The sequence below is a fragment of the Ruminococcus flavefaciens genome (assembly GCF_900143025.1).
GTDB lineage: Bacteria > Bacillota > Clostridia > Oscillospirales > Ruminococcaceae > Ruminococcus > Ruminococcus flavefaciens_I.
On the sequence record NZ_FRCT01000020.1, the window covers coordinates 16,131 to 38,273 of the forward strand.

A 22,143-nucleotide genomic window follows, 5' to 3' on the forward strand; every position below is an offset into this window, starting at 1 on the left:
ATGACCGAACTCGGGAGCTGTGCTTCGCATATAAATACATTCTTCTTTCTTTTGAACTACTCTCTATATAGACTCAGTTTCAGCGGTAAATCCTGTCCGCAATAAATACAAGTTTCGAAAGTTCCTCCGCTTTCTCATTTTCCTCCAACTCTCCGATCATCTTTATGATGTCTCCGAAACTTGAATCTCCTTTAAACTTTGAATTTTTAAGGAGCATTGCAAATTCTGCTGCCGCTGAAGCGAGCTTTATAGACTCGGAAGGTTTTTCGTTATATTTCTCCATTCCGAAAAGCTGGCTTTCGTAAACGTCCTTTTCTGTATCAACAGGCTTATAAGTAACCGAAAGCTTGCAGAGTTCTTTTCTGCCGTTATCCTCAGCAGGCTGCTCTGTATGCTCCGAACTGAATTCAAGAGGAACTCCTCTGTAGGTATCACCTGTTTCTGCAAGCTCTACCTCGTAAAGTGCAGTTACGCTGTGCCCTGCGCCCACCTCGCCTGCGTCCTTTGTAGTATCGTAGAAGTCCTCAGCGTTCATAAGTCTGTTATCGTAGCCGATGAGCCTGTAGCTCTTAACTCTTGAAGGATTGAACTCTACCTGTATCTTTACATCTTTGGCGATAGTATATAATGTGCCTGCCATTTCCTGAACAAGTACTCTGTATGCCTCATCTACAGAGTCGATGTAGCTGTAGTTGCCGTTTCCGTTATCTGCAACTGCCTCAAGTCTGTCGTCCTTGTAATTTCCCGTACCAAATCCCAATACCGAAAGATATATGCCATTATCTCTTTTTGATTTTATAAGCTTTACAAGCTCGTCCTCAGAGCTTGCGCCTATGTTCAGATCACCGTCTGTAGCGAGGATAACGCGGTTATTGCCACCCTCGATGAAATATTTCTCAGCAAGCTCGTAAGCCTTGTTGATGCCGCCCTCACCGTTTGTTCCGCCCGATGCAGTGATACCGTAAAGTGCTTCAAGGATATCGTCCTTGTTTTTGCCGCTTGCGCCCTTCAAGCGTACAGAAGCATCACCTGCATATGTAACGATAGAGATGCGGTCATTTTCTCCAAGCTGTTCAGCAAGTATAGAAAATGCATTCTGAACCAGCGGGAGCTTGTTATATGAACTCATCGAACCTGACGAGTCAATGAGGAAAACAAGATTTGAAGGTGGAGCCTCCTTCTGCTCAAGACGCTTGCCCTGTATGCCTATCATCATTATCTTGTTGGCAGAATTCCACGGGCAGTCCGCTAACTCAACATAGTCTCCGAAAATTCTTCCCTCCTCGGGGTCGGGATAATCATAATCGAAGTAATTTATGAATTCCTCTGCGCGTACAGCGTCCTCGGGAACTATATTGCCGTCCTCCAGCATACGTCTTACATTTGAATATGAAGCAGTATCCACATCTACCGAGAATGTTGAGAGAGGCTCGGCTTTAGGATCCTTGAAGCCTGCTTCGATAAAGCCCTTGTAATCCTCATCGGGCGAAACGTTCTCCGCAGGCTTCCATGTTTCACATTCTGCTGCGTCATTTGTTTCCTCACAATAATTTCCCGAATCAGGAGTTACTATGACATTATTATTGTTGTGACCGCTGTTTGGAACATAATCCGCACGCATTTCTCCTTTTTCATCTCCGCAGCTGCACATTGCTGTCATCATCACTGCACAGGCAGCAGCTAATGCTGTAGTTCTTAATAGCTTGGTACTCATATAAGTTCCTCCTTTAATGTCCTTTCGGACAAATTTTATTTCGTAATACGGTTCTGCCGTATCTTTTCTATGCTTTAATTATAGCCCAATAATACGTCATTTACAACAACAGAAAAATGCCATTTTAAAAACGATTTGAAGTATATTCCCTTAATATAAAGTTTCATTTCCTTACAATTTATTGAAAATATTACAGCTTTCTTGCATTTGTACAGAGCCTGTACCGCCTTTTTCACACTGTACTATAAGAAAAGCAAAAATCTTTCTCCGCGAATGTTGCTTTATGGTAAATAATGTGATATAATAAAGGTATCATTTTTTGAGATCATGGGACTTGAACCCTATTATTTTAATAGTATAGAGGGATATGCTATTAAAACAGATAAATCAGCGTATAATGGAGATCTTTTTATGGACATTAATTCTTACAATTCAGCAAAACAAAATGCACTGAAAAAGTACTTCAGTCGTATGAACGATATGCAGCAGGAGGCGGTATTCACCGTCAACGGTCCTGTCCTCGTGCTTGCAGGCGCAGGAAGCGGCAAGACAACTGTTATCGTTAATCGTATTGCTAATATGATAAATTTCGGAAACGCATACTTTGATACCAAACGCCAGGGCGGCGACAGTGATATTGCTTTCCTGAAGGACTATGCAGAGGGAAAGACTGATGATTTCGACACTCTCAGGGATATCGTTGCAGTTGACCCCATACGCCCCTGGAATATCCTTGCCATAACCTTTACAAATAAGGCAGCAGGCGAGCTGAAGGAAAGACTTTCCGCAATGCTGGGTGAGGACGCTCTCAATATCAATGCGTCTACCTTCCATTCTGCCTGCGTAAGGATACTCAGAAGCGAGATAGAAGCCCTCGGCTACAGCAGAGACTTCACTATATATGACTCTGACGACAGCCAGAGAATGATAAAGAACGTTATGGCTGAGCTTGATGTTTCCGAGAAGCAGCTTGCTCCTAAGGCTGTCCTCAGCGAGATAAGCTTTGCAAAGGACAAGATGATATCTCCTGCGGATATGCTCAGCGATGCAGGTCAGGACTACCGCAAGAAGATGATAGCCAAGCTCTACGCTATATATCAGGAGCGCATGAGAAGCGCAAACGCTCTCGACTTTGACGATATACTCGTGCGCACAGTCGAGCTTTTCGAGCAGTTCCCTGAAGTGCTTGAAAAGTACAGGAACCGCTATAAGTACATAATGGTGGACGAGTATCAGGACACCAACCATGTACAGTTCAGACTTGTTTCTCTCCTTTCGGACGAACACAAAAACCTCTGCGTCGTAGGTGATGACGACCAGAGCATATACAAGTTCCGCGGAGCCAATATCGAGAATATCCTCGGATTTGAGGAGCAGTTCACAGGCGCAAAGGTAATACGCCTTGAGCAGAATTACCGCTCTACACAGACCATACTCGATGCGGCTAACTCAGTTATCAGCAACAACACCAGCCGTAAGCCCAAGACTCTCTGGACATCTGGCGAAAAGGGCGACAAGGTATACTGGTACAAGGCTGTTGACGAAACAGACGAGGCAAAATTCGTTGCGGATACAATACTTGAAAGATACAAGGAAACAGGAAGATATTCCGACAATGCTGTACTCTACCGCATGAATGCTCAGTCGAACTCTATCGAGCGTATGCTTGTAAAGTGCGGTATCCCCTACCGCGTTTACGGCGGTATGCGATTCTACGACCGCAAGGAAATAAAGGACGTTACTTCTTACCTCAGCTTTATCAACAACCATAATGATATGCTCCGTTTCAGACGTATCATAAACGAGCCAAAGCGCGGTATCGGCGACTCTACCCTTGCTATCATCGAGGATATCAGCCGTGACCTTAAAATATCTCCGTTCGAGGTAATGAAGAACTGCGAGGAGTACGCTCCCCTTTCAAAGAAGACAACAGCTCTGAAAAGCGCATATACACTTTTTGAATTCCTTACCGAGAAGTCCGAGGAGCTCCCGCTTGATGAATTCCTTGACCTTCTCCTTGACAAGACAGGCTATCTTGACAGCCTGAAGGCTCTTGAAAATGCAGATGTAAAAATAGAGAACGTACAGGAACTCCGCACATCTATGGTGCAGTACATGGAACAGGCAGAGGAGCCTTCTCTCGGCGGCTTCCTCGAGGAAGTAGCCCTCTATACAGAAGCTGACCGCGACGACGGCAGCGATGACAAGGTAACTCTTATGACCGTTCATTCCGCAAAGGGTCTTGAATACGAAAACGTATTCGTGGTAGGTCTTGACGACGGAATCTTCCCAAGCGCACGCTCCTTTGACAGCGAGGACGACATGGAGGAGGAAAGACGTCTTGCTTACGTGGCTATAACCCGTGCAAAGAAGCGTCTTTACCTTGCAAACGCAAGACAGCGTATGCTCTTCGGTCAGACTCAGCACAACATCACTTCACGCTTTATGAAGGAGATAGGCAGCGAGCTTGTAGAAAAGCACGACAATGCAGCCGCAATGAAGCAGCAGCTCACAAATGAAGATAATGCCGTTACCGAGGTACGTTCGGCTACTCTCCAGCAGCAGCTCGCAAGGAACAAAAAGAGCGCAGGCTCAGCTCCAAAGGAAGCTGTTACATATACCGCAGGCGAAAAGGTATCCCACAGCATATTCGGCGAAGGCGTTATAGTCTCCGTAAAGCCTATGGCTAACGATTCCATGCTGGAGATAGCCTTCGACAAGGTAGGCACAAAGAAATTAATGGCTAACTACGCAAAGCTTAAAAAGCTTTGATAAATCTCTTTTATATAAGGTGATCTAATATGAGAAAGACAAAGATAGTATGTACTATAGGTCCTGCAACCGACGACGAGAATATCATGCGCGAGCTTATGCTTGCAGGCATGAACGTTGCACGTTTCAACTTCTCTCACGGCGACTATGAGACACACGAAAAGCGTTTCCGCGTTATCGAAAGACTTCGCAAGGAGCTCGACCTGCCTATCGCTACTCTGCTGGACACAAAAGGTCCTGAGATACGTCTTGGCAAATTCGTTGACGACAAGCCTGTTGAGATACACGACGGCGATACCTACACCCTCACCACCGAGGACGTTCTCTGCACTGATAAAATAGGCAGCATAAGCTTCAAGAAGCTCCCCCGTGATGTGAGCATGGGTACAAGGATACTCATAAACGACGGTGTTATCGAGCTTCTCGCCGAAAAGGTCACCACTACAGAAATAGTATGCCGCGTTGTTCATGGCGGTACTCTTTCCAATAACAAGGGCATAAATGTCCCAGGAGTAAAGCTTTCCATGCCTTACCTCAGCGAAAGAGATATGGACGACCTTGAATTCGGCTCGAAAATGGGCTTCGACTTCATTGCCGCAAGCTTCGTGCGCACTGCCGCAGATATCAACTACCTCAGAAAATTCACACAGAGCCTCGGCTGGTTCGATGTAAGGATAATCGCCAAGATCGAAAATACAGACGGTGTTGAGAATATCGACGAGATACTTGAAGCCGCTGACGGCATCATGGTAGCCCGCGGAGATATGGGCGTAGAGATACCCTTCGAGCAGATACCTGCTATACAGAAATCCCTTATCAAAAAGGGCTACAACGCAGGCAAGCAGGTCATCACAGCTACACAGATGCTGGAGTCCATGATAACAAATCCCCGTCCTACCCGAGCTGAGATAACCGACGTTGCAAACGCTCTCTACGACGGTACAAGTGCTATCATGCTCTCGGGCGAGACTGCCGCAGGCGCTTACCCTGTTGAAGCCGTAAAGACTATGGCTCTCATTGCCGAGACCACCGAGAACAATATCAACTATAAAGCTCGTTTCTCTTCACGCCGTGCCGACCAGAACGGTACCGTGGCTGAGGCTATCGCTCATGCTACCGTTACAACTGCACACGACCTGAACGCAAGAGCTATAATCACTGTATCTCTCGGCGGACAGACTGCACGACTTATATCAAAGTATCGTCCGAGCTGTCCTATAATAAGCTGTACCATGAGTGAAGTGGTATGCCGACAGATGAATATGAGCTGGGGCGTTATCCCCTTCATTATAGACGAAAAGACCAATACCGACGACCTCTTTGCCGCAGCTGTTGAAGCTGCCGAGTCCCACAGACTTGTTGAGGACGGCGACCTTGTGGCTATCACCGCAGGCGTACCTCTCGGCGTATCGGGTACTACCAACCTTATGAAGGTTGAGAAGATCGGCGGTAAATAATAATGATTACTAAAGTACGAATCAGGATATTTGAAATAATTACAGCTGTCATATTTATACTATTTAGTATAATTGACATCTATGCTATTATAAACTATATAAAATATTATTTTGGTGATTTTTCAGATCTGCCAAGCGAATATACTCGCTATTACTACACGATCATTTTAGAGTGTACAGCAGGATTTGTGATAGGAATCATCATTCTTTTCAGGAATAAAATGAATATATTGCTGAAAGCAGTATACTTTATACCTGCTTTATTGGTTATCTACAAATCAGGAGGCATAAACTTCCTGAAAAGCTGGGATCTACTCGGAATATACCCTAATAAATTATATCTGTTCTCATATTTTGGCTATACGATACTATTGACAATAACTATTATTGTTTCTTTTTTAACTATAAATAATTCTATCAAATGGCAATCCCGTGATAGTCTGCTGAAATATACTTATATCATGGCAGGTCTATACATCCTTTTATCATTCGCTATAAAAGATATTCATTTCATTTGTTTTGCTTATCTGTTTATCCCCTGCTTCATGCAGAAAGAGATCAGCTATAAAAGCATTCTTGGACTTGTCGGAGAAATAGCATATATACTTTCGCTCATTATCCCACTTATTTTTTTGTTTTTTGATATCAAACAAAAACGTGACACAAGGATCATTTCTTATGGACCTTTTTCACTTGATGGCTTTATATATAGCTATAAGCATGATACACTCTCAAACGTAATGAAATATTTATCAATGTTTCTTCTTGCACTTTCACCTCTGATGGTACTTGACAGACAATGTGCAATTGAAAAACAGGCTGCTTATGAGCTTGATAAGGATCCCGACGACTTTCATATCAGGATAAATGATGATGAAGAATAAAAACAGGCGGTAAAACACTATGACTGTAGAAAAACGCAATCATATATTTGAAATAATATTCGGACTGCTGCTGATTATTATCCCGATAAAAGAGGTATATGATATATTAAGCGTATACTCTCATGGTATCAGTATTCTTGCCCGATTCCAATATCTGAAATATCTCATAACGCCTATATTGTGTTTCTTTTTCCCTATAGTTTGCGGCTTTATGATAATATTCAGAAAATATGATTCACTTTGTATGAAAATACTGTTTGCGGCAACAGGTTTTGGCGCAGTTCTCAATTCTACAGGAGGATTTATCTTCAGAGGGTATTTTGGCATCAGCCTCTATTCCATTTTTACGTATTTTTCCTCAACTACAGAGAAATTCATGTTCATATCACTGACTATCGCTATGGCAGCAGGTATCGTTATAGCTCTTATGACCATGAACCGAAAAATAGTATGGAAATCACGTCATCAGCTGCTTACATACACCTTCCTGTTGATATTTGTCTGTATAATCAGCGGCATTTTATCAGGGCGCTTTGAGATAAACCCTATTATCATCTTTATACTCCCCTGCCTTATACATTCATGCTCGGAAAAGTCGGATATGAGAGGAATTATCGGTAATATAGCCCTTCTCGCCACAGTAGCACTTCCCGAGATCTCACGATCTCTTGAAAGGAAACGAATAGACCTCAAATACTCAGCATATCACAAAGATGCGGATTTTCTGAAAGCTCTGACAGATATTGAAAAAAATTATGCGATGTTTTCAGAAGTGATAAAGTGGCTCCTGCTTGTAATGATACTGCTTATCCCGCTTATTATATTTGAGAAAAAGATCGGAAATGAAACAGAGGAGTCCGAACAAAGTTCAAGTACTGTAATGCTGTCCGAAAGCGATGAAGAAACTGACGATGAGGACGAGTATGATGAAGACGAGTATGATGAGGAAGACTTCGACGATGATGAAGACGAAGAAGAAAAATAAAAGGAGCGGCATAAATAATAATGTCTAAAATAACAGTAGAAAAGCGCAACCGTATATTTGAAATTATAGCAGGTTTTATATTTGCTTATCTTTCTATAGATGCATTCATAAAATATTTTAAAACTTACGTATTGGTATATAATGAATTCTCATGGGATTATGTAAAAGAACTGTTAAGCTTTGAAAATTCATGGATATTAGTATTAACATTTATCAGTATGCTCTTCCCTGCTGTTATAGGCTTAATGATTATAATAAGGAAATACAATAGGCTCTGGCTGAAAATCCCTTTTGTTATAACTGCTGCCGCTGGTGTGATATCTTCAAGTGGTACCATTATAGTTTTGGGATATTTCATAGACGATTTTTCTTATTTGCGCAAGTATTTGGAAACAAACGTAATACAATGCTGTGTTCTGGCAACTATTCTCGAGTTGATATGTATTGCTGTTGCATACCTTACTATCAACAGGAAGATCGTATGGAAATCAAGAAAAAGTCTGCTCATATACACCTTCATTGCTGTTGGTGTCAGTCTTTTTCTACAAACTGTTACCAAATACGCTTCAGTTTCTGTAATTGCTATCCTGCTCCCAAGCTTTATGCAGGGCTACACAGAGAAAAGCAGCAAAAAGGGCATACTTGGCGAAACCGCTATACTTATCACTCCCCTGTCACCATATTTCTTCAAATTTCTGCTAAATAAGATAGCCGACCCTGCAAAAGAGAATATGTATAATTTCTTCTTTGGTACAGATCCTGCAATAGACCTCAGAGGAGAAAACTATTACAGGTGCGTTGCATTTATAACGATCATTGTTACTCTGCTTATGCCGCTCATGCTCTTTGAAAGAAAAATGGAGGTGGAGCATGAGGAAAATGCAGAGAACGGCGGCATCATCAAAAAGCTTGACTCCGTACTTTTCAAGAACAACGACGAGTCTGATGAAGACGGGGATGATGAGTTCGAGTATGACGATTATGAATATGAGGACGAAGAATATACATACGAGGACGAGAAAGATGATAACTCTGACGACTGAGCGTCTTATACTCCGCCCTCTGACTCTTGATGATGCAGAAGCCGCCTTTGAGTGGACGAGCGATGAAAGAGTTACGAAATATATGATATACTCCACTCACCGTAGTATCGAGACCACAAAGGAATGGCTCAGGACTGTGAAATCAACAGATACAGCCTTCGAGTTCGGCTTTGTGCGCAGAAGCGACAACAAGCTCATAGGCTCGGGCGGCATAAGGCTCCACGATGACGGCTATTGGGAGTTCGGCTACAATTTCCGCTATGACTGCTGGGGCATGGGCTACGCAACAGAAGCTTCAAAGGCTATGATAGACCATGTGCGCAAGCAGTTCGGTGATGTACAGCTAAAGGCTGAATGTGCCGCTGAAAATGCCGCGTCTGCACACGTTATCGAAAAGTGCGAACTTGTGTTCAAGGAGTACGGCGAGTACAAGAGCTATGACGGCTTAAAGACATTCAAATCCAAAAAATTTGTGCTTCAGAAGCACTGATAACTTCTATGAAAGGAAGAAAATACAATGATAAAACACATCGTTATGTTCAAATTAAAGGAAGCTGACGGCAGAAGCGAGTACGAAAACGCTGTTGAAGCACAGAAGCGTTTCGACAACGTCATCGCCAATGTGAAGGAGCTCAGAAAGGGCGAGGTTGTCATCAACTCAAAGGAAGCTCCCGAGAGCAACTACACTATCTCTCTCCTCTGCGACTTTGACAGCATCGCTGACCTGAACGCATATCAGGTACACCCTGCTCACCTTGAATTCGGCAAATTCATCGGCAGCGTAAAGACCGACAGGGCATGCATCGACTACGAATACTGATAACTTTTCTCACGTCCATAGGGCGTGAGAATTGTATATATATGTAAACGGAGGTAGAAAACATGGTAAACGTAAAAGGCAGATGGGCACTTATAACAGGTGCCAGCAGAGGTCTCGGATATCTTGCAGCTATATATATGGCTAAGCTTGGCTGTAACCTCGTACTTCACAGCAGGACTGAAGAGCACTGTAAGAAAGTCCTCGATGAAGTAAAAGCACTTGGCGTTGACGCTTACATTGTGACAGCAGAGTTATCGGACATGGATCAGGTAGAGGCAATGTGCAGAAAAATAGACGAAAAAGGCACAAAGCTGGACATAATTCTCAATAATGCAGGTCTTCAGATAGCATACAGAACTGAATACCTTACCACCCCCGCTTCAGACTATGACATAAGCTTCAGGATCAATACCACAGCACCTATGATGATATGCTACCACTTCCTTCCTCAGATGAAGGAAAGAGGCTTCGGACGTATCGTAAATACCACAAGCGGTATCGACCTCGAACCCGAGCAGGCAGGCTATTCCGCAGCAAAAGCTGCTCTCAACAAGGTAACACGCGACCTCGGCAAGAACTATGAGGGCACAGATGTTACTCTCAGCCTTACAGACCCGGGCTGGTGCAGAACAGACCTCGGCGGTCCAAAAGCACCTAACTCTCCCGAAAGCGCACTTCCCGGAATACTTGTGGGAGCTTTTGTGGACGACAAGAAGAACGGACGCATATTCTCAGCTCAGGAATTCACAGGCATGAGCCTTGAGAACGCCGTTGCCAAGGCTGAAAAGCAGGCAGGCGTATATTGATTAAGAATGTAGGGGCGCACAGTGTGCGCCCGTGCAATATCTATGACTTTTGACATAAGGGGGGATATGATATGACAAATGATGAGAAAATCAAAAAGATTCAAGCTCTTATAGATTCAAAAACTCCGAGGTTAGAACATTATTGTAAGCTTTTTGATGAAATGGACGACAATGTATATAACTATACAGAATATGTCGAGCAAAATGTGGATAAAGAAATAAAAAGACTTCCAAATGCTGATTATCATATGTGTTGTTGTCTGATGACATTGATTTTTAGAGAAGACCATTTTATAAATGGTAAGTTTAGAGAAAGATATGATTCGGGCATGGTAACTGATGTATTGGAGCGAATGATATTATTATTAAAAGGTAAAGATAATAAGTGCTCAGCATTAAAGGAGAAAAAATGAAAATAAGCAGATTACAAGAAGTTGATATCAGAAAATTATGGAAACATGAGCAGTATGATTTCTCGGCTTGGCTCGCCGAAGATGAAAACATTGAACTGCTAAATGAAAAACTGGGCTTGACTCTTGTTGATATAAACACAGAAGCGTATGTGGGAGCATACAGGTGTGATATCGTGGCGGTTGACGAAACGACAGGCATTAAAGTTATTATCGAAAATCAGCTTGAAAACTCAAACCACGACCACTTGGGGAAAATCATTACTTATGCTTCTGGCTTAGACGCTAAAGTCATTGTTTGGATAGTAAAAGAGGCAAGGGACGAACACAGAAGTGCTATTGAATGGCTGAATAATAACACAGTTCAAGATATCAATTTCTTTTTGATAGAGCTTCATGCGTACCAAATTGGTGATTCCGACTATGCGCCCATGTTTCAGATAGTTGAACAGCCAAATGATTTTATCAAGGAATCAAAGAGCCAGAAATCAACTGATACACTGAATAAAAGCCAGTCTGAAAGGCTTGAATTCTGGACTCAGTTCAACGATCATGTGATTGCCCGAGGAAAACCATTTAACATCCATAAGGCAGGTTCTGCTCATTGGTATGATGTGTCTGTTGGCACAAGCGGAGTTAAAATAAGTATTGCGCTGATAAACAAAGATTCGTATATAAGCGTGGAATTATATATTTTTGATAACAAAGCTTTATTTGACAAACTGTTTGAAGAACGTAAGGAAATTGAAAATCAACTTGGCTTTGAAATGGAATGGTTAAGGCTGGAAAAATCAAAGGCGAGCAGAATTCTTTATAAAATCAAAGGCTTGAATTTCGACGATCACAGCAACTATGATGCGCTTATCGAAGAAGCCATTGATAAAGCGGTAAAAATGCGCGAAGTTTTCAAAAAAAGGCTGAAATAAAGGAGACACCATGAACATCGAAGAATGTATGAGCTTCATAAATTCCTACACCAAATCAGGCGGAAGGATAACCGATCTGTCCCGCGCAAGCGATCTTATGGAGCGTATAGGAGATCCGCAGAAGCGGCTTAAATTCGTACACATAGCAGGCACCAACGGCAAGGGCTCCACCCTTGAATATATCGCAAACGCCTTACAGTTTTCGGGCTATAAAACAGGTAAATTCACCTCGCCATTTATCCTGAGATACAACGACAGGATACGCATAAACGATGACGAGATAGATGAGGAGTCGCTCTGTGATATCGCGCAGTTCGTAAAAGAGCGAGTTGGCGATATGGCTTACTCACAGTTTGAGATAACAATGGCTATAGCTCTGCTATGGTATGAACGAGAGAAATGCGATATCGTAGTCCTTGAAACGGGCATAGGCGGACTTCTTGACTGTACAAATGTTATCCCGCCGCCGCTTCTTTCGGTCATCACCTCCATATCTCTCGACCATACCGCACTTCTTGGCGAGACAGTTGAGGAAATAGCAGTCCACAAGGCTGGAATTATAAAAAGCGGCTCTGCTGTGATACTTTCCGAGGACAATCCTGACAGTGTACGCGAAATAGTACGCAATACAGCCGAAAAGGTCGGTGCGGAGCTTATCCCCTGCGAGCCCTGTCCTCCCGACGCTGACGGCGGACTCTTTTCTCCTTTCCTTTACCGCGGAATAAAGCTCACACCTGCAATGGCTGGCATACACCAGAAATACAACGCCCAGACTGCCATAACTGCCTGCATATATCTCAGGAGCAAGGGCTTTGAGGTAAGCGACAGATCAATAATAAAGTCTGTGGAAACGACGCAGGTACGTGCCCGTGTGCAGTATATAGACGGTGAGCCACCTGTTATCGTGGACGGCGGACATAATCCGTCAGGCGTTGCAATGCTTTCTCTGATGCTCATGTACCTCAGCACACGCGGAAAAAAGATATACACTGTCATGGGCATGGTTAACTCCAAGGACTATATCGAGTGTGTGAAGAAAATATCCTCGCTTTCCGACAAGCTCTTTGCAGTTGACGGCTTTGCGCCAAACGCAGTACCGTCCGAGACTATCGCTGACATAGCAAGCTTTCGCACTGAAGCAGAAGCAGGTACACTTGAGGAGTGCGCAGAAAAGGCAAAAGCTCTTGCACTTGAAAATAACGGAATTGCTGTTATATGCGGCTCTCTTTATCTTGCAAGCCAGTACCTCAATGAGAACAAATAAAATCCAAACAAAAACCCGTGAAAAGTCATTGCCGACCTTTCACGGGTTATTTTTAACTGTAATTCTTTGCTATCCTGTAATCTATTGAGCCTGTGAACGGATCATAGATGATGTCCTCGTTATCCTCTTTTGCCACCAGATAGGAGCTCTTATAGAACAGCGGCACAAAACCGAATCTTTCCAGCAGAGCTTTTTCATAGGCTGTATAGTTGTTTACAAGCTCTGTTACAGAGGAGCTTTTCAGCACATTTTCCGTGTTGAAGCCCTCACCTGCCGCTTTTTTGAGGCACTCCTCGTTCCTGAACTTATCCAGCACAGCAAGACCGCTGTTGAAGTCACCCTTGACAGGGTAAAGGGCGATGCTGTAGTTGCCGCTCTCTATCCTCTCATTGAATTCCTTCGATGTAAGGTCCTCGATGCCTATATAAATGCCGAGACTGTCCTGCCAGTGCTGAGACAGCACATGAAGATAACGTGAGTCAACAGTGCTGGAATCCACGATTATCTTTACACTTTCCACCGATTTTACCTTCAGTTCCTCCTTCGCTCTGGCAAGTGCATCAGCCGCCGCCCTGGTGTCGTATATATCGAACTGCTTTTCCGATGAAAGCTCGCGGTAGCTTCTTCCCACTATGTCAACAGCAGGCGGAATTATGCCGTAAGCCGGCTGTATATCGCTGCTTGTCTCACCTTTAAGGGCTTCTCTGTCAGCAGCAAGAGCAACAGCCCTGCGTAGATTTTCGTTTGAATAAAGCTTATCTGCGGGATTGAAGACAAGTCCGAGAGTAATAGCCTTATATCCTGATATATTGTACTTTTTCGGGTTATAGCCTCCCACCTTCAAAGACGAGAAGCACTCCGCAGTATCGTCCTTGAAGCACTGCTTAACGGCTGACTCGTTTTTTTCGATCGAGAAGCTTACGAAGGAAGGATAAATGTCATAGACCTCGTTCTCGTTCACTTCATTTTTACGCATATAAAGTATATTTGCACTTCCGTAAGGATCAAAGTACCACTGACGGACATAGAACGGACCGTTTGACATTACCGACCTGTCGTCCAGACCGTAGCGTCCCTTTGTGGAGAGGAAAAACTCCTCATTGCAGGGATATGCCGCAGGTGTAGCAAGAAGGCTGAGGAACTCTGCACAGGGATATTCAAGGGATATCTCCAGTGTATAATCGTCCTTTGCCACAACGCCCAGAGCTTCCATAGAATGAGCATTATCGCGGGCAAGCCTGCTGTCCTTCAGGCACATGAATTCGTTTGCAAAAGGCGAATGCATATCGGGATCGAGTATTCTTCTGAGGGCGAAAACATAGTCCTTTGCAGTAACAGGAAAATACTCGTCATCGTCTATGATATCGTCGTTGTTCTCGTCAAAGAACCAGTAATTGTCCTCGCGCAGGTGGAAGGTATAAACGCAGCCGTCTGCTGAAACGCTGTAATCCTTGGCATTACAGCAGGATATACCGCCCTTTTCGTCCTTCATCACAAGTCCGCTGTAGAGGTTTTTAATGACAGTAGCGGAGGAAGGGTCTGTAGCGTACTGAGGGTCAAGGCTCTTTGGGTTATACGGCAAAGCCGCCCTGTACATATGTCCCGAGCCGTCGCCCTTTTTATTGCCGCTGCCGCAGCCCGAAAGGCTTGCAGCGCAGATCACCGCACAAGCTGCGATGCTCAATATCTTTCTCTTTCTCACATTTATCTCCATTCTTTTCAAATTCGGAATTCCTAATTCCGAATTATAATTGTCCAACAACCAAAATAGTCCCCCAGAGTCGGGGGACATTTTAGCTTTAATTCATGCTTACTGTTACGATAAATCCGTCAACATTATTGCCCGAAACAGTATATGTCTTGTTTGCGGGTACAGGAACATCAGTATTTCCTGTTGGATTAGCAGGAGCATAGTATATCTGATAAAGCTTATTTCCCACAGTTACCTCAATAGGCTCCTGGTTATTATGTGATTTAAGCTCACCTATATACTCCTCAAGGGAATAATTATTCTGCTTCATATATACGGCATGAGGAGCACCTACATATCTGTATGTATAGTCTCTTGCACGCTCGCCTGTTGAGCCTTCCTTGCCCTCAGGGAAACGCACTACAAAGCCGTAATCAGCGGCATTCTCATATATCCAGCTGTAAACGCCTGTAGGCGAATAGTAGCCCGATGTAGAGTCCTTTGGAACTATAGCCATATCAAAGCTTCTGCCCGTATGGTAATCGGAAAAGCCGCCCTGGAACTGTGAATTGCCGTTGTAATACTTGTCGTTCTGCTCCTCGCTTGTACGATAGCCGCCGATAACATAGATATCGGAATTATTCTCAGCCTCGTAGAAAGCCTGCATCATAGCCTTGACCTGGTCAAGAGCCTCTGAATCGAGCTTTGTGACCATATCACTTACGTGGAAGGCTACACCGTCAATGCTGTCATAGATCGACACCAGCTCGATATCGTCCTCAGGGAACTTATACTCGTGGTCTGAATTTACAAGGATAAGATTACCTCTGTTGATATCAGCTGCATTATGTACCTCTGTTGTGTACTGTGACTCTGACGGCTTCTGTCCGTCAGGAGTACCTGCTATGAGAGAACTTGTCTCATTACTTGTAATAAGACTGTCAATAATAGAAGACTGCTGCGTATTGTCAGCATTTGTTGTTTTCTGAGTTGTTGCTGCGGAGTTGGGTTTCTTTTCCTTATCCGAACAGCTCTTACAGCATGATGCAAGCACCACCACAAGAACAACAAGAACAAGGATCACCGCAACGAGTCTGTCGTATCTCACCTTATAGCGTTTTGATACTTTCTCTCTTTTGCGGTTTCTTCGCTTATCTCCGTTAGTCATAAAACGAAATCGCTCCTTAAAGAATATTCGGTTAAATCCCGACAGCCGCTAAGCCCTGTGAGGGTGAGCTGCGCACTGCCTGTCCATTGACCGCATACAGATGCGGTATTCTCCAAAAAATGCTCCCCAAATGATTTTCACGCAAAAATTGCTCATACTCAGTATTATATCACAAATCTTTGTACTTGTAAAGTGTTTTTTTGATTTTTTGCACTAAACGGCTATATAAATTCCCACATAATTCAATGCCGGGTATACAAAATACACAAACACGCCCTATTCTTCTGAATTTTCCTTTCTTCTTCTGTACTCAGTCGGAGTACAGCCCTTATGTTTTTTGAACTGCCGCATGAAGTACGACTCACTGTCATAGCCGCAGGTCTCGGATATAGCCGTAACGGACATAGCCGTATTTTTCAGCAGCTCGGCTGCTCTTACGAGCCTGCTCTCGATAACGTCCTGACGGAAGGTAACTCCGAAAGCCATAAGGTAGATCCGATGGAAATATGAGCGGCTTATCTGCATATCCTCGCATATCTCCTCCACCGACCACATATTCATAGGGTCATCATATATAAGGTCGCGGTACTTTTTAAGCTCGCTGTACCGCGGTATACTTTCCTCGGGCGAGGGCTCGGGAGCATCGGCGACATCGCTTAGCGCAATAAAGATCAAACGCATTGAAAGCTCCATGAATTCGCTGAAATGCTTTCCTCTGTGCATTGACTGGGACTTCATGGCTCTCAGAGTTCCCACTATAGCAAAATTGTCCTCCAGCTCTATGGGAGTATCCTGCGGCAGGTTCATAGAAGCGATGTACTGCCTGTCAGCAGCCGAGGTCCTGAAGCTTACTATGTCATAGCGCATAGGCTTGCCTTTTATAGGGCGGAACGTGGATTTATAGCCGCTTGTGAGCAGAGCTGCACAGCAGCCCGAGGTATGCAGAGCCTTTCCACCGTCCATATACATAACAGGCGACCTGAAAAAGAGCAGAACAGGGTCTGCCCCAAGTTCACCGCCGAAAGCAGATTCACGCCTGCAATTCAGCTGTATACGGTTAATTTTCATAGCTCCGCCCCCTTATATTATTATATAATTATTATAGCATATTCTGCAATATAAATCAATATTTTTAGAAGTAAGAGCTAAGAGCTAAGAACTAAGAATGTAGAGACTGCCTTTGGCAGTCCGCCAGTCTCAAACTCCCATAAATGACATATTGTAAGGGCTTACAGCTCTGCACATTCAAATTCGTCCGCGCAGCTGACACCTCAATTATGCATTATGAATTATGCATTTATGGGACGTCGAGGACGCCGTCCCCTACAAGCTAACGGCTAAAAACTAAGGGCGGATAATATCCGCCCCTACTATAAAACAACTATCACTCAGCCGTATCAGCCATCTTAACAGCCTTCATCATAATAGCGCACTCAAGGCGCTTCTTTTCCAGCTGACATGAGATCTTATGAGCGGTTCTGATATCGCCCATATACTGATAATTATTAGCATTACAGCCGCCGCTGCAATAGAACTTAGCCCAGCACTCGCGGCAGTCGGGCTTTGAGTAAACATGAGCCTTTGCGAAATCAGCTTTCATCTCCTGATTAAAGGTACCCTCGTCGATATTGCCCATTTTGTACTCGTCGATACCTACGAACTGATGACATGGGAAGATATCACCGTCAGGAGTTATAGCAACGTAGTCATTGCCGCAGCCGCAGCCTCTCAGGCGCTTGATAGCACATGGACCCTGATCCAGATCAAGCATGAAGTGGAAGAAATTGAACTTCTTTCCGTTCTTCTCATTTTCAAGGAGCTTCTGCGCAAGCTTTTCATACTCAGCAAATACAGCAGGAAGGTCCTTTTCTGTAAGTGCGTATATATCATCGTCGCCCACAACAGGCTCAACGGATATCTGGTCGAAGCCTGCTTCATAGAGTGCAAATACATCATTTGAGAAGTCAAGGTTCTTGTTTGTAAAAGTACCTCTTACATAGTACTCCTTATCGCCTCTGCCTGCAACAAGCTTCTGGTACTTGGGGAGTATCATATCATAGCAGCCCTGACCGTTAGGCAGTACGCGGAAATAATCGTTTACTTCCTTACGTCCGTCAATGGAAAGAACAACGTTAGACATCTCGCGGTTGATGAACTCTATCTTTTCATCGTCAAGAAGGAGACCGTTTGTAGTGATAGTGAAGCGGAACTTCTTGTTATATTCCTTTTCACGGCTTCTTGCGTACTCTACTACCTTCTTTACAACGCCGAAGTTCATAAGGGGCTCGCCGCCGAAGAAATCCAGCTCAAGGTTAGGACGATCGCCCGAATTTTCGAGAAGGAAGTCTATAGCGTGCTTACCTGTCTCAAATGACATAAGCTTTCTGCCCTTGCCGAAATCGCCTGTAGACGCAAAGCAGTACTTACATCTGAGCTGGCAGTCGTGAGCGATATTAAGGCACATAGCCTTTACAGGAGAAGCAACGGAATACTGCGCATACTTCTCATAATCGTCCTCGGAAAAGAGTATCTTGTCGTTATAAAGCTCCACTATCTCGTCATAGCAGTCGCGGATATCCTGCTCGTCATAGGACTTTGCAAGCTTGTCCACGACCTTCTGAGGACATTCTGCGTCAAATGGCGGCTCTACATTATCAAGGAGATCATATGTAAGCTCGTCCACAAGGTGAACGCCGCCGCTGTTTACATCGAGAACTATATTCAAGCCGTTAAGCTTATACTTATGTATCATTTATTTACCCTCTATTCAAAAAATATGAGGCAGCATTTGCATACTGCCTCGACCGATCGTAGCGTTCAGCTTATCTCTCGCACTTCTGGTTAGCAACTGTGCATGAAGTCTTGCAAGCAGACTGGCATGAAGCCTGACATTTACCGCAGCCGCCCTTCTGAGCTGACTCCTTGAGATTAGCCTTATTGATAGTCTTAATGTGTTTCATTTTTAAACCTCCATAGGATCATGCGGTATGAGCCGCAAAATACTTTATAATATTATATCATAAATCAATTGCCATTGCAATAGTTATTTCATAAAATTCATATTTTTATTTTATTCCTCACCTATAAGGCTATCGAATACAAAGTTGTATATATCAGCGTAGGTAGCGTCGGTATAATGCAATCCGTCAATAGTTCTGAAGCCGTACCATTTAAGGTAAGAGCAGCTGTCAAGGAACTGTATCCTGCTGTCGAGACCGTCCCTCATTGCATTATTGAAAGCATCTATCCTGCTGTTAAGGTTTGAATAATTACCGTCACAAGGATTTATTGACATTACAATAACAGTATTATTATCAAGGAATTCATCAGGCATACTATTGTAAAGTCTCAGGTACGCATTACTGTCGATGTCATTTACACCAAGGTTGATTATTACCGTCTTATCGCGTATCTGATAAATACTTTCCGCATTGTTCTTAAAGAAGTTTATGGTAGCACCTATCTTGCCCAGATAGTCGATAGCAATGCTTCTTGCCATGCCGACTGTACGTGAGTCGCCGACCCAGAACCATTCCTCATACTCGCTGTCTATCCTCTGAGGGACATATTCGGCAGCAGGTGCAGGAGCAGCAGGTGCAGGTGCATTTTCGGCAGGAGCTCCTTCTCCTGCGTCAGCAGGCTGCTCGGCAGGCTTTTCCTCCTCGTTTTTCTGCTTGAAGCCGTTCTTTTCGAGGAAGTCGGTCATTATGGCAGTCTCATCGCTTACAGATGCCCACGCATAGTAGGAAAGTATAAGCGAAGCATCAACTGCGTCTACCTGACTGTCGCCGTTAAGATCGGCAGCTGATTCCTGATAGGTGAATAATGGGCTTTCCTTGCCCGATGAAGTACACGCATATGCAGCAAGTGCAGAACAAGCGTCTGCTGAGTCTACTATACCATCGCAGTTTATATCTCCGATAAGGTACAGACCTGCTTCACCAAATGCGGTGATCCCCACAGATGAAGCGGCAAGCGCAGCCGTAGCGGCTATGCTCATAAGCGTTTTCATTTTCATAATAATACTCCTTTTTACTGGTCAAGCTCGATCAGAAGCTCGAAATCCTCGTCGATCCTCTGCTTGAGCTCTTCGATCTCGGCACATTTACGATTCATAAGCTCGTAATCGGTATAGACCTCCTCCTTGCCGATCTCCTCGGTGAGAGCGTCTATCTGTGCCTGTAGGTCGTCGATTTCCTTTTCAAGGCGTTTCATTTCGTTTTTTCTCGCAGCGTCGGCACTTCTCTGCTGCTTGCTGCGATAATTCTTTGCAGACTTCTCCTTAGCCGCTTCCGCAGCCTTCTGCTGTTTTTCAGCTTCTACAGCCTTTCTCTCGGCAGCCTGCTCATCTCTGAGAACGTCGAGATACTTTTCAAAGCCATAGTTATGAAGCCTGTATTTTCCGTCGGTAAGCTCGATAAGTCTGTCAGCGATCTTGCTCAGGAGATATCGGTCATGGCTGACAAATATGACCGTTCCCGTATATTCAGCCAACGCCTCCTCGATAGCCTCCTTTGAACTGAGATCAAGGTGGTTGGTAGGCTCGTCAAGAATAAGAACGTTGCCGTGCTCCTGCATCATAATAGCGAAGCAGAGCTTTGCACGTTCGCCGCCGCTTATTACTCCTGTTTCCTTGAATACATTTTCTCCCACAAGTCTTACCTGTGCAAGGAGACTGCGCACTTCAAGGTCTGACAGCAGCGGATAGCGGCTGTGGAGCTCCTCCATTACCGTGAGCTCTTTATTTAAATTGGTACTTTCCTGCTCGAAATAGGATATCTTTATATTGCTGTTCCAGCGGACAACGCCCTTATGCGGGAGCTGTTCCTGAATGATACGCAGAAGAGTTGATTTTCCGATACCGTTATCACCGATGATACCCACCTTTTCGCCCCTGCGGACTTCAAAATCTATGGTATCAACGAGAGTTTTTCTTCTGCTGCCCTCACCTACCGAAATGTCGATGCCCTTGACCTTTAATACGTCAATAGGGGGCTCAACAGCGTAGGTAAAGCGTATTTTCGCGTGCTTTGTATCATGCACGGGACGCTCTATGCGTTCCATTTTTTCAAGCTGTTTTCTGCGGCTCTGCGCCATTTTTGTAGTAGAAGCGCGGACGAGGTTCTTTGCAACATAGTCCTCAAGCTGAGCTATCTGCTTCTGCTGCATCTCGTATTCCTTTTCGCGCCTTGCATCGCTTTCCTCGCGCTGGCGCACAAAAGCGGTATAATTGCCCCTGTATCGGGTAAGAGTACCTCTTTCTATCTCGCATATCGAGGTACACAGCCTGTCGAGGAAGTATCTGTCATGCGAAACTATGAGCACTGCACCCTTGTAGGAGCGGAGATAATCCTCAAGCCACATGATAGTCTTGAAGTCAAGGTGGTTTGTAGGCTCGTCGAGAATGAGCAGGTTAGGCTCTTCAAGGAGAAGCCTTGCGATGCACAGACGGGTCTTTTCGCCGCCGCTGAAGCCTGAAACTGTACGCTCCAGCTCATCGCCCGAAAATCCCATACCATTGAGCACCATGCGTATCTTCACATCGGTATTGTAGCCGTCGTTCGCCTCTATCCATGAGGAGAGCTGCTGGTACTCATCTGCGGCGGAATTATCGCCCATTTCTATTTCAAGCTCTATTTCGCGGAGTCTGTCGATAGCACGATGAACAGGCTCAAAGACGCTTCGCATCTCCTCAATGACGGTATTCTCGGTATTGAGACCGCCCATCTGTTCAAGGTATCCCACAGTTGTCTTTGCAGCCATAGACACGATACCGTCCTTTTCGGTAAAGCGGTCAGGCTCAACGGAACCTGTGAGTATCTTCAGCAGCGTAGACTTTCCGCAGCCGTTGTTTCCAACAAGACCTATCTTGGCGTTTTCGTCGATAGTCAGGGAAACATTGCACAGCACCTGATTGCCGTTATAGAATTTATTTATATTTGTTAGGCTTGCAAGCATATCGAATTTCCTTTGTTTTCTGCCAGTGTGCACAAATGAAATCAGCTGATTTTGTGCAGACTGCAACTAATACCTACATCATACCACATTTACAGTCAAAAAGTCAATTGGCACGGTAAATATAATTGCAGGGCGATTTTTGTGCTATTTTATACATTCTACATTAAAAAAAGCCTATTTTCCGCACTTTTTGCCATTACAGTGAAAAAAGTCTCCGCAAGGAGACTTTCTTCTGAGGGAATATTT

General features: G+C 44.2%; 19 protein-coding genes. 11 read left to right on the forward strand and 8 right to left on the reverse strand.

The window, feature by feature from the left end:
* Nucleotides 1–79 precede the first annotated feature (79 nt).
* The gene (locus BUB28_RS14885; RefSeq protein WP_072952323.1) at nucleotides 80–1,714 is read right to left on the reverse strand and encodes a vWA domain-containing protein; all 1,635 of its coding nucleotides are present in this window, start codon (nucleotides 1,712–1,714) and stop codon (nucleotides 80–82) included.
* Between the two features lie 411 nt (nucleotides 1,715–2,125).
* Here BUB28_RS14885 and BUB28_RS14890 point away from each other — a divergent pair, with 411 nt between their 5' ends.
* The 11 genes from BUB28_RS14890 (at nucleotide 2,126) to BUB28_RS14940 (ending at nucleotide 13,081) form a co-directional block, all read left to right on the forward strand.
* Nucleotides 2,126–4,486, forward strand: a complete 2,361-nt coding sequence (locus BUB28_RS14890; RefSeq protein ID WP_072952324.1) for an ATP-dependent helicase — start codon at nucleotides 2,126–2,128, stop codon at nucleotides 4,484–4,486.
* Between the two features lie 29 nt (nucleotides 4,487–4,515).
* Nucleotides 4,516–5,943 (forward strand): pyruvate kinase, encoded by a 1,428-nt coding sequence (pyk, locus tag BUB28_RS14895; protein WP_072952325.1) that lies wholly within the window; start codon nucleotides 4,516–4,518, stop codon nucleotides 5,941–5,943.
* Nucleotides 5,944–5,945: 2 nt separating this feature from the next.
* A complete protein-coding gene (locus BUB28_RS14900) occupies nucleotides 5,946–6,827 on the forward strand; it encodes a hypothetical protein (protein ID WP_072952326.1) in 882 nt (293 codons plus the stop codon).
* A gap of 211 nt (nucleotides 6,828–7,038) precedes the next feature.
* Nucleotides 7,039–7,812, forward strand: coding sequence for a hypothetical protein (locus tag BUB28_RS17160; RefSeq protein ID WP_207647117.1), 774 nt, complete (start codon nucleotides 7,039–7,041; stop codon nucleotides 7,810–7,812).
* 386 nt (nucleotides 7,813–8,198) lie between these two features.
* Nucleotides 8,199–8,855, forward strand: coding sequence for a hypothetical protein (locus tag BUB28_RS17310; RefSeq protein ID WP_207647118.1), 657 nt, complete (start codon nucleotides 8,199–8,201; stop codon nucleotides 8,853–8,855).
* On the forward strand, nucleotides 8,836–9,345 hold the full coding sequence (locus BUB28_RS14915) for a GNAT family N-acetyltransferase (RefSeq protein WP_072952329.1): 510 nt from the start codon (nucleotides 8,836–8,838) through the stop codon (nucleotides 9,343–9,345). The genes BUB28_RS17310 and BUB28_RS14915 overlap by 20 nt, the downstream gene beginning before the upstream one ends.
* 27 nt (nucleotides 9,346–9,372) lie before the next feature.
* On the forward strand, nucleotides 9,373–9,675 hold the full coding sequence (locus BUB28_RS14920) for a Dabb family protein (RefSeq protein WP_072952330.1): 303 nt from the start codon (nucleotides 9,373–9,375) through the stop codon (nucleotides 9,673–9,675).
* A gap of 62 nt (nucleotides 9,676–9,737) precedes the next feature.
* A complete protein-coding gene (locus BUB28_RS14925) occupies nucleotides 9,738–10,481 on the forward strand; it encodes an SDR family NAD(P)-dependent oxidoreductase (protein ID WP_072952331.1) in 744 nt (247 codons plus the stop codon).
* A gap of 71 nt (nucleotides 10,482–10,552) precedes the next feature.
* Complete coding sequence (locus tag BUB28_RS14930) at nucleotides 10,553–10,894, forward strand: DUF6508 domain-containing protein (protein ID WP_072952332.1); 342 nt, start codon at nucleotides 10,553–10,555, stop codon at nucleotides 10,892–10,894.
* Nucleotides 10,891–11,817, forward strand: a complete 927-nt coding sequence (locus BUB28_RS14935; protein WP_072952333.1) for a DUF4268 domain-containing protein — start codon at nucleotides 10,891–10,893, stop codon at nucleotides 11,815–11,817. Before BUB28_RS14930 ends, BUB28_RS14935 begins: the two co-directional genes overlap by 4 nt.
* A 10-nt stretch (nucleotides 11,818–11,827) precedes the next feature.
* The gene (locus BUB28_RS14940; protein WP_072952334.1) at nucleotides 11,828–13,081 is read left to right on the forward strand and encodes a bifunctional folylpolyglutamate synthase/dihydrofolate synthase; all 1,254 of its coding nucleotides are present in this window, start codon (nucleotides 11,828–11,830) and stop codon (nucleotides 13,079–13,081) included.
* 52 nt (nucleotides 13,082–13,133) lie between these two features.
* Here the strand turns inward: BUB28_RS14940 and BUB28_RS14945 are convergent, their stop codons facing one another.
* The 7 genes from BUB28_RS14945 to BUB28_RS14975 form a co-directional block, all read right to left on the reverse strand.
* Nucleotides 13,134–14,783 carry an ABC transporter substrate-binding protein gene (locus tag BUB28_RS14945; protein WP_242940007.1) on the reverse strand — a complete coding sequence of 550 codons (1,650 nt, stop codon included), beginning with the start codon at nucleotides 14,781–14,783 and terminating at the stop codon, nucleotides 13,134–13,136.
* Nucleotides 14,784–14,880: 97 nt separating this feature from the next.
* A complete protein-coding gene (locus BUB28_RS14950; protein ID WP_072952335.1) occupies nucleotides 14,881–15,939 on the reverse strand; it encodes a M15 family metallopeptidase in 1,059 nt (352 codons plus the stop codon).
* A 276-nt stretch (nucleotides 15,940–16,215) separates the two neighbouring features.
* Entirely contained in the window at nucleotides 16,216–17,007 is a 792-nt protein-coding gene (locus BUB28_RS14955; protein ID WP_072952336.1) for a helix-turn-helix domain-containing protein, read from the reverse strand.
* A 316-nt stretch (nucleotides 17,008–17,323) separates the two neighbouring features.
* Nucleotides 17,324–18,691: a thioether cross-link-forming SCIFF peptide maturase gene (scfB, locus tag BUB28_RS14960; RefSeq protein WP_072952337.1), complete on the reverse strand. Its 1,368-nt coding sequence runs from the start codon at nucleotides 18,689–18,691 to the stop codon at nucleotides 17,324–17,326.
* A 70-nt stretch (nucleotides 18,692–18,761) separates the two neighbouring features.
* A complete protein-coding gene (scfA, locus tag BUB28_RS14965) occupies nucleotides 18,762–18,899 on the reverse strand; it encodes a six-cysteine ranthipeptide SCIFF (RefSeq protein WP_019679123.1) in 138 nt (45 codons plus the stop codon).
* A 110-nt stretch (nucleotides 18,900–19,009) separates the two neighbouring features.
* Complete coding sequence (locus BUB28_RS14970; RefSeq protein ID WP_072952338.1) at nucleotides 19,010–19,957, reverse strand: dockerin type I domain-containing protein; 948 nt, start codon at nucleotides 19,955–19,957, stop codon at nucleotides 19,010–19,012.
* Nucleotides 19,958–19,971: 14 nt separating this feature from the next.
* Complete coding sequence (locus tag BUB28_RS14975; RefSeq protein ID WP_072952339.1) at nucleotides 19,972–21,897, reverse strand: ABC-F family ATP-binding cassette domain-containing protein; 1,926 nt, start codon at nucleotides 21,895–21,897, stop codon at nucleotides 19,972–19,974.
* Between the last annotated feature and the right edge of the window lie 246 nt (nucleotides 21,898–22,143).

Bases quoted from the DNA above. Each gene is read 5' to 3' on its own strand.
- BUB28_RS14885 (WP_072952323.1), bottom strand. From the start codon at position 1,714: ATGAGTACCAAGCTATTAAGAACTACAGCATTAGCTGCTGCCTGTGCA.
- BUB28_RS14890 (WP_072952324.1), top strand. From the start codon at position 2,126: ATGGACATTAATTCTTACAATTCAGCAAAACAAAATGCACTGAAAAAG.
- pyk (WP_072952325.1), top strand. From the start codon at position 4,516: ATGAGAAAGACAAAGATAGTATGTACTATAGGTCCTGCAACCGACGAC.
- BUB28_RS14900 (WP_072952326.1), top strand. From the start codon at position 5,946: ATGATTACTAAAGTACGAATCAGGATATTTGAAATAATTACAGCTGTC.
- BUB28_RS17160 (WP_207647117.1), top strand. From the start codon at position 7,039: ATGATAATATTCAGAAAATATGATTCACTTTGTATGAAAATACTGTTT.
- BUB28_RS14915 (WP_072952329.1), top strand. From the start codon at position 8,836: ATGATAACTCTGACGACTGAGCGTCTTATACTCCGCCCTCTGACTCTT.
- BUB28_RS14920 (WP_072952330.1), top strand. From the start codon at position 9,373: ATGATAAAACACATCGTTATGTTCAAATTAAAGGAAGCTGACGGCAGA.
- BUB28_RS14925 (WP_072952331.1), top strand. From the start codon at position 9,738: ATGGTAAACGTAAAAGGCAGATGGGCACTTATAACAGGTGCCAGCAGA.
- BUB28_RS14930 (WP_072952332.1), top strand. From the start codon at position 10,553: ATGACAAATGATGAGAAAATCAAAAAGATTCAAGCTCTTATAGATTCA.
- BUB28_RS14935 (WP_072952333.1), top strand. From the start codon at position 10,891: ATGAAAATAAGCAGATTACAAGAAGTTGATATCAGAAAATTATGGAAA.
- BUB28_RS14940 (WP_072952334.1), top strand. From the start codon at position 11,828: ATGAACATCGAAGAATGTATGAGCTTCATAAATTCCTACACCAAATCA.
- BUB28_RS14950 (WP_072952335.1), bottom strand. From the start codon at position 15,939: ATGACTAACGGAGATAAGCGAAGAAACCGCAAAAGAGAGAAAGTATCA.
- BUB28_RS14955 (WP_072952336.1), bottom strand. From the start codon at position 17,007: ATGAAAATTAACCGTATACAGCTGAATTGCAGGCGTGAATCTGCTTTC.
- scfB (WP_072952337.1), bottom strand. From the start codon at position 18,691: ATGATACATAAGTATAAGCTTAACGGCTTGAATATAGTTCTCGATGTA.
- scfA (WP_019679123.1), bottom strand. From the start codon at position 18,899: ATGAAACACATTAAGACTATCAATAAGGCTAATCTCAAGGAGTCAGCT.
- BUB28_RS14970 (WP_072952338.1), bottom strand. From the start codon at position 19,957: ATGAAAATGAAAACGCTTATGAGCATAGCCGCTACGGCTGCGCTTGCC.
- BUB28_RS14975 (WP_072952339.1), bottom strand. From the start codon at position 21,897: ATGCTTGCAAGCCTAACAAATATAAATAAATTCTATAACGGCAATCAG.